Here is a 7,270-nt window from a genome sequence, read left to right on the forward strand (position 1 = left end):
CCCCCGCGAAGCCCGCCGTCGAGAAGCCCACTCCGGCGCAGCCGCAGCCGACGGCCAAGGCCGCCCCGGCCACCGAGGCGGCCCAGGGACCCGAGTACGTGACGCTGCGCGGCCCGTCCGCGGCCGTGGCGAAGAACATGCACGCCTCGCTGGAGCTGCCCACGGCCACGTCCGTGCGCGCCGTCCCGGTGAAGCTGCTGTTCGACAACCGCATCGTCATCAACAACCACCTCAAGCGCGCCCGTGGCGGCAAGGTCTCCTTCACCCACATCATCGGCTACGCCATGGTGCAGGCACTGAAGATCATGCCCGCGATGAACTGGTCGTTCGCGGAGAAGGACGGCAAGCCGACGCTGGTCAAGCCCGACCACGTCAACCTGGGCCTCGCCATCGACCTGGTCAAGCCCAACGGCGACCGCCAGCTGGTCGTCGCGGCCATCAAGAAGGCCGAGACCCTCAACTTCTTCGAGTTCTGGCAGGCCTACGAGGACATCGTCCGCCGCGCCCGGGTCGGCAAGCTGACGATGGACGACTTCTCCGGCGTCACCGTCTCGCTCACCAACCCCGGCGGCATCGGCACCGTCCACTCGGTGCCGCGCCTGATGCCCGGCCAGTCGGTGATCCTCGGCGTCGGCTCCATGGACTACCCCGCCGAGTTCCAGGGCACCTCGCAGGACACCCTGAACAAGCTGGGCATCTCCAAGGTCATGACGCTGACCAGCACCTACGACCACCGGGTCATCCAGGGTGCGGCGTCGGGCGAGTTCCTGCGCATCATGAACCAGCTCCTGCTGGGCGAGAACAACTTCTTCGACGACATCTTCAAGGCGCTGCGCATCCCCTACGAGCCGGTCCGCTGGCTCAAGGACATCGACGCCAGCCACGACGACGACGTCACCAAGGCCGCCCGCGTCTTCGAGCTGATCCACTCCTACCGGGTCCGCGGCCACGTCATGGCCGACACCGACCCGCTGGAGTACAAGCAGCGCAAGCACCCCGACCTCGACATCACCGAGCACGGCCTCACCCTGTGGGACCTGGAGCGCGACTTCGCCGTCGGCGGTTTCGCCGGCAAGTCGCTGATGAAGCTGCGCGACATCCTCGGAGTGCTGCGCGACTCGTACTGCCGCACCGTCGGCATCGAGTTCATGCACATCCAGGACCCGCTGCAGCGCAAGTGGATCCAGGACCGCGTCGAGCGCCCGCACACCAAGCCCGAGCGCGACGAGCAGCTGCGCATCCTGCGCCGCCTCAACGCCGCGGAGGCCTTCGAGACCTTCCTGCAGACGAAGTACGTCGGCCAGAAGCGCTTCTCCCTCGAGGGCGGCGAGTCCGTCATCCCGCTGCTCGACGCCGTCATCGACGCCGCCGCCGAATCGCGGCTGGACGAGGTCGTCATCGGCATGGCCCACCGCGGCCGGCTGAACGTGCTGGCCAACATCGTCGGCAAGTCGTACGCGCAGATCTTCCGCGAGTTCGAGGGCAACCTCGACCCGAAGTCGATGCACGGCTCCGGCGACGTGAAGTACCACCTGGGCGCCCAGGGCACCTTCACCGGCCTGGACGGCGAGCAGATCACCGTCTCGCTGGCCGCGAACCCCTCGCACCTGGAGGCGGTCGACCCGATCGTCGAGGGCATCGCCCGTGCCAAGCAGGACGTCATCGGCAAGGGCGGCACGGACTTCACCGTCATGCCGGTCGTGCTCCACGGCGACGCGGCCTTCGCCGGCCAGGGCGTCGTCGCGGAGACCCTGAACATGTCGCAGCTGCGCGGCTACCGCACCGGCGGCACCGTGCACGTGGTGATCAACAACCAGGTCGGCTTCACCGCCGCCCCGGAGTCCTCGCGCTCGTCGATGTACTCCACCGACGTCGCGCGCATGATCGAGGCGCCGATCTTCCACGTGAACGGCGACGACCCGGAGGCCGTGGTCCGCGTCGCACGGCTCGCCTTCGAGTTCCGCCAGGCGTTCAACAAGGACGTCGTCATCGACCTCATCTGCTACCGCCGCCGCGGTCACAACGAGGCCGACAACCCGTCCTTCACCCAGCCGCTGATGTACGACCTGATCGACAAGAAGCGCTCGGTGCGCAAGCTCTACACCGAGTCCCTCATCGGTCGCGGCGACATCACCCTGGAAGAGGCCGAGCAGGTCCTGCAGGACTACCAGGGCCAGCTGGAGAAGGTCTTCACCGAGGTCCGCGAGGCGACCGCGCCGGCCGCCCCGCAGGAGGAGGAGAACCAGGCCACCGGCCCGGAGTTCCCCGTCCCGGCGGACACCGCGATCAGCCAGGAGACCGTCAAGCGGATCGCGGCCTCCCAGGTCAACATCCCGGAGCGGATCACCGTCCACCCGCGTCTGATGCCGCAGCTGCAGCGCCGCGCGGCCATGGTCGAGGACGACACCATCGACTGGGCCATGGGCGAGACCCTCGCCATCGGCTCCCTGCTGATGGAGGGCACCCCGGTCCGGCTCGCCGGCCAGGACTCCCGCCGCGGCACCTTCGGCCAGCGGCACGCCGTGCTGGTCGACCGGGAGACCGGCGAGGACTACACCCCGCTGCTCTACCTCGCCGAGGACCAGGCGCGCTACAACGTCTACGACTCGCTGCTCAGCGAGTACGCGGCGATGGGCTTCGAGTACGGCTACTCGCTGGCCCGCCCGGACGCGCTGGTCGCCTGGGAGGCCCAGTTCGGTGACTTCGTCAACGGCGCCCAGACCGTCGTGGACGAGTTCATCTCCTCCGCCGAGCAGAAGTGGGGCCAGACCTCCGGCGTCACCCTGCTGCTGCCGCACGGCTACGAGGGCCAGGGCCCGGACCACTCCTCCGCCCGCATCGAGCGCTTCCTGCAGCTGTGCGCGCAGAACAACATGACGGTCGCGGTCCCGACCACCCCGGCGAACTACTTCCACCTCCTGCGGTGGCAGGTCCACAACCCGCACCACAAGCCGCTCATCGTCTTCACCCCGAAGTCGATGCTGCGCCTGAAGGCGGCGACCTCGAAGACGGAGGAGTTCACCTCCGGCCAGTTCCAGCCGGTCATCGGCGACGGCACCGTCAAGCCCGAGGACGTCCGCAAGGTCGTCTTCTGCTCCGGCAAGGTCTACTACGACCTCGTCGCCGAGCGTGAGAAGCGTGGTGCCTTCGACACCGCCCTCATCCGCATCGAGCGTCTCTACCCGCTGCCGGGCCTGGAGATCCAGGCCGCCCTGGCCCCGTTCACCAAGGCCCAGAAGTACGTCTGGGCCCAGGACGAGCCGGCCAACCAGGGTGCCTGGCCGTTCATCGCCCTCAACCTGATCGACCACCTCGACCTGGTGCTCGGCGCCGCGCCCGACAACGCCGACCGGCTGCGTCGTGTGTCGCGTCCGTCCTCCTCGTCGCCGGCGGTCGGTTCCGCCAAGCGGCACCAGCAGGAGCAGGAGCAGCTCGTGCACGAGGTCTTCGAGCTCTGAGGCCCGTAGTCCCCGGTACGACGCGCAGGGGTCCCGCACTCGTCGAGTGCGGGACCCCTGCGCGTACGCGGGCCGGCAGGAGGGGGCCCCGGCCCGGGCGGCGGGAGTACCTATCCTGGCCTGGTACGTCATCCTTCGACCCTGATCCGGAGCACCCCTTGTACTTCACCGACCGCGGCATCGAGGAGCTGGAGAACCGGCGCGGCCAGGAGGAGGTCACCTTCGAGTGGCTCGCCGAGCGGCTGCGGGAGTTCGTCGACCTCAACCCGGAGTTCGAGATCCCGGTGGAGCGGCTGGCGACGTGGCTGGCCCGGCTGGACGACGACGAGGACGAGTAGCCGCGAGCGGCGGGACCGCCGGGCTCAGGTGCGGAAGGCGCCGAACCGGACCCCGTCGCCGCAGACGCTGAAGACCGCCGGGGTGCCGTCGGCCGTGGTGACCTCGACCGTACGGGCCACGTCGTCGGGGAGCGCGACCTGCACGCGGGAGGCCTGGACGGGGCAGACCTCGCGTGCCGAGGGGGTCCCCTCGACGTTGAGGTCGGTGTAGCGGACCTCGGCGACGGCCGTGGTGCCCCCGCGGAGCTCCACGGCTTCGGTGCCGGCGGCGGAGTTGTCCGCCTCGACGGGGGCGGCCTTGCCCTGGTCGTCCCTCGCGGTGAGGGTCGTGGCGCCGGTCAGCCTGCAGGGGGCGCCCGAGGTGTTGGTGAGCTCGACCCGGGCGACCGCGGGCTGCGAGGCGGTCGCGTGGACGGCGGCGGCCAGGAAGCGTACGGCGGTCGTGCCGGCCGTGCAGGCGCTCACCCGGGCGTTCGCGGGGCTCACCTCGGCGGCGGGCCCACCGGTCTCGGTACGGGTGCCGCAGGCGGCCAGGGCGAGGCCCGTCAGGAGCAGGACGGTCGCGGCGGTGGCGGTGGCGGTTCGAGGGCCCATGAGGGATGAGCACATCACCCGGCGCCCGTACGGCCGCTCGCGGCGCGCACGGCGCCGCGTCCCGCGGGGAGGACCTCACCCGTTCGCCGCGTGACCGGCCGTACCCGGGCGCCGTTCCGCCGCGAACCGCCACCGGGGCGCCCACGGCGCTCCCTTGACTTCCGATCCACGCGATATATCGTGTCTATCGAGAGACGCGATATGTTGCGTTGTCGGCGTTGACCCGGCGTGCCCGGGTGACCCCAAGGAGGGGCGAAATGAGCGGAACCCCCGGCTCACGGGAGTGGACGGTCACCGAGCCGCACAAGATGGTCTTCGACGCAGGCGTCGACACCCTGCACGTCCGGATCGTCAACGGTGCCGTCAACGTGGTCGGCGTCGACGAGGGCCCGGCGCGGCTGGAGGTGAGCGAGCTCGACGGCCCCCCGCTGATCGTGTCGCACGAGGGCGGCACGCTCACCGTCACCTACGAGGACCTGCCCTGGAAGGGCCTGCTCAAGTGGCTCGACCGCAAGGGCTGGCGGCGGCACGCCGTCGTCTCGCTCGCGGTCCCGCAGCGCACCAGCGTGTCGGTGGGGGTGGTCGGGGCGAACGCCGTGATCTCGGGGATCTCGGACCGCACCGCCGTACGGGGCGTCAACGGCGACATCACGCTGGTCGGCCAGGCCGGCCCGGTGACCGCCGAGACGGTCGCGGGGAACGTGGAGGCCCAGGCGGTCTCCGGCGACCTGCGGGTCAACACCGTCTCCGGCGACCTGACCGTGGTCGAGGGCAGCGGCGCCGCCGTCAAGGCCGACTCGGTCAGCGGCAACATGGTGCTCGACCTGGACCCGCGCAGCGGCGCGGACGTCCGCCTGACCTCGGTCTCCGGGGAGATCGCGATCCGCATCCCGGAGCCCGGGGACGCCGAGGTGGACGCCAACACCACCAGCGGCGACGTCTCCTGCGCCTTCGACGAGCTGCGGGTCAGCGGGCAGTGGGGCGCCAAGCGGATCTCCGGCCGGATGGGGTCCGGCGGCTCCCGGCTGAAGGCCACCACGGTGTCGGGCGCGATCGCGCTGCTGCGCCGCCCGCCCCAGGAGGACCACGGACCCGCGGACGCCGATCCGTTCCGGAAGGACGTCTGAGATGGCCCCCGTCTTCGCCCACGGCCGGCTCCGCCTCTACCTGCTCAAGCTGCTGGACGAGGCCCCCCGTCACGGCTACGAGGTGATCCGGCTGCTGGAGGAGCGCTTCCACGGCCTGTACGCCCCCTCCGCCGGCACCGTCTACCCGCGGCTGGCCAAGCTGGAGAAGGAGGGCCTGGTCACCCACTCCACGGAGGGCGGCCGCAAGGTGTACTCGATCACCGACGCGGGCCGCGCGGAACTCGCCTCCCGCAGCGACGAGATCGCCGACCTGGAGAACGAGATCCGCGACTCCGTCTCCACGCTCGCCGCCGAGATCCGCGAGGACGTCCGCGGCGCCGCGGGCGACCTGCGGCGCGAGATCCGGGCGGCCGCCCAGCAGGCGGCGCACACCCAGCCGAAGTCCTCCCCGGCGGACTGGAAGGAGCAGATGCGCCGCTCCAAGGAGGAGATCCGGCAGGCCCGCGAGGAGGCCCGCACCGCCAAGCGCGCCGCCAAGGAGGCCCAGGACGCCGCACGGGACGAGGTGCAGCGCATCGCGCGCCGCGTCCAGGAGGAGGTCCAGGACCACGTCCGGCGCGGCGACTGGCAGACCGGCGTCCGCGAGGGGCTGGCGGAACTCACCCGGGAGCTGGGCCAGTTCGGCCGCACCTCCACCTCCTGGCCGCCGTACGTGAAGCCCGAGCCCGCCGAGGCGCCCGAGTGGGGCGCGGAGGACGCCGCCGTGACCGAGGACCCTGCCCGCGACCTGGAGCGCCTGCTGGACCGCTTCCGCGACGACGTCCGCGACGCCGCCCGCGACAACGGCGTGGACGCCGAGCAGTTGCGCGAGGTCCGCCGCCATCTGTCCACGGCGGCCGCCCACATCGGCGTCGTGCTGCGCGGCAAGCACAAGGGCCGGGACTAGGCCGCGTCGTCAAAGGAGCGCCGGCCGCCCGGAGGGCGGGCCCAGCGGCGTCTGGTGCGGTGCATCGTAAGGCGGAGAGTCGTCCTCGTAGTGGGCTACTCGGACGATTCGACAACGCAGCGAGGTGCCGTGCCAGGCGCCGCTGGGCAGGCGGGACTTTGACGACACGGCCTAGCCGCAGGGCCCGGACGGGGTCGTCCCCGATGCGTCAGGGCCCCGCCGGCGGGGCGGAAGTCCGGACCCGGGCGGGGCCCGCAGCGCAGGACGTAGGGAGTTCCCCGATGCCGCGGCCCCCGTCCGCTGGCAGGCTCTCCGATGCGACGGCACCGGCTCCGGCCGGGCGCCGTCGGGTGCGCGCCGGCCCAGGGGGAGCCGTGCCCGCGGCCCGGCGGTGGCCCGGCCGGTCGACTGCCCGGTGGCCACAGTGCCGCGGACCGGGGTGTCCGAGGCGGCGGGAATCCCGGTGGCCCCATGACGACGGCCGTCCCGCGCGGTGCGGGGCGGAGTTCTTGGCCGATCGGACGGAGGTGGTGACCGTGACCCCCAGGAACGCCCGTGAACCCCGCAGGACCCAGGGCGGCACCCGGAACGGCGCACGCGAGACGGCCACCGCAGGAACCGGCTCGGGCACGCTCCGCGGGAGCGTCGTCCGGCTCGTCGGCCTGGTCGCCGAAAGCCTCAGGGGGGCGGCCGCCGAGGCACCCGAGGTCGTCGACCTCGACCGGCCGCCCCGCTCCCGCGCGGAAGTCGCCATGCGCAGGCCCGCCGTCGGGGAATCCCCCCGGGGCAGGATCGCCGCGCGCATGGCGGCTCCCCCGACGCTCCCCCGGCCGGGCGCACCCGCGG

At 71.9% G+C, this 7,270-nt stretch carries 6 protein-coding genes; 5 read left to right on the forward strand and 1 reads right to left on the reverse strand.

Going from position 1 to position 7,270, the window contains the following annotated elements:
• Both PV350_RS42710 and PV350_RS42715 read left to right on the forward strand, forming a co-directional pair.
• On the forward strand, positions 1-3,458 hold a 3,458-nt coding region (locus PV350_RS42710), incomplete at its 5' end, for a multifunctional oxoglutarate decarboxylase/oxoglutarate dehydrogenase thiamine pyrophosphate-binding subunit/dihydrolipoyllysine-residue succinyltransferase subunit (RefSeq protein WP_500338778.1).
• 158 nt (positions 3,459-3,616) lie between these two features.
• On the forward strand, positions 3,617-3,796 hold the full coding sequence (locus PV350_RS42715) for a DUF6104 family protein (RefSeq protein WP_431967379.1): 180 nt from the start codon (positions 3,617-3,619) through the stop codon (positions 3,794-3,796).
• A 24-nt stretch (positions 3,797-3,820) separates the two neighbouring features.
• Here PV350_RS42715 and PV350_RS42720 read toward each other — a convergent pair whose 3' ends face one another.
• On the reverse strand, positions 3,821-4,390 hold the full coding sequence (locus PV350_RS42720) for a DUF4232 domain-containing protein (protein ID WP_499513921.1): 570 nt from the start codon (positions 4,388-4,390) through the stop codon (positions 3,821-3,823).
• A gap of 257 nt (positions 4,391-4,647) precedes the next feature.
• Between PV350_RS42720 and PV350_RS42725 the strand changes: the two genes are divergently transcribed.
• The 3 genes from PV350_RS42725 to PV350_RS42735 form a co-directional block, all read left to right on the forward strand.
• Positions 4,648-5,517 (forward strand): DUF4097 family beta strand repeat-containing protein, encoded by an 870-nt coding sequence (locus PV350_RS42725; protein ID WP_499513920.1) that lies wholly within the window; start codon positions 4,648-4,650, stop codon positions 5,515-5,517.
• A gap of 1 nt (position 5,518) precedes the next feature.
• A complete protein-coding gene (locus PV350_RS42730; protein ID WP_499513919.1) occupies positions 5,519-6,424 on the forward strand; it encodes a PadR family transcriptional regulator in 906 nt (301 codons plus the stop codon).
• 536 nt (positions 6,425-6,960) lie between these two features.
• Positions 6,961-7,270, forward strand: a 310-nt coding sequence (locus PV350_RS42735; RefSeq protein ID WP_500338779.1) for a hypothetical protein, incomplete at its 3' end; no start/stop codon positions are given.

This window comes from Streptomyces sp. PA03-6a, assembly GCF_033792765.1.
In the GTDB taxonomy this organism is placed as follows: Bacteria; Actinomycetota; Actinomycetes; order Streptomycetales; family Streptomycetaceae; genus Actinacidiphila.

Coding starts and splice junctions, on each gene's coding strand:
- PV350_RS42720 (WP_499513921.1), bottom strand. CDS start 4,390: ATGGGCCCTCGAACCGCCACCGCCACCGCCGCGACCGTCCTGCTCCTG.
- PV350_RS42725 (WP_499513920.1), top strand. CDS start 4,648: ATGAGCGGAACCCCCGGCTCACGGGAGTGGACGGTCACCGAGCCGCAC.
- PV350_RS42730 (WP_499513919.1), top strand. CDS start 5,519: ATGGCCCCCGTCTTCGCCCACGGCCGGCTCCGCCTCTACCTGCTCAAG.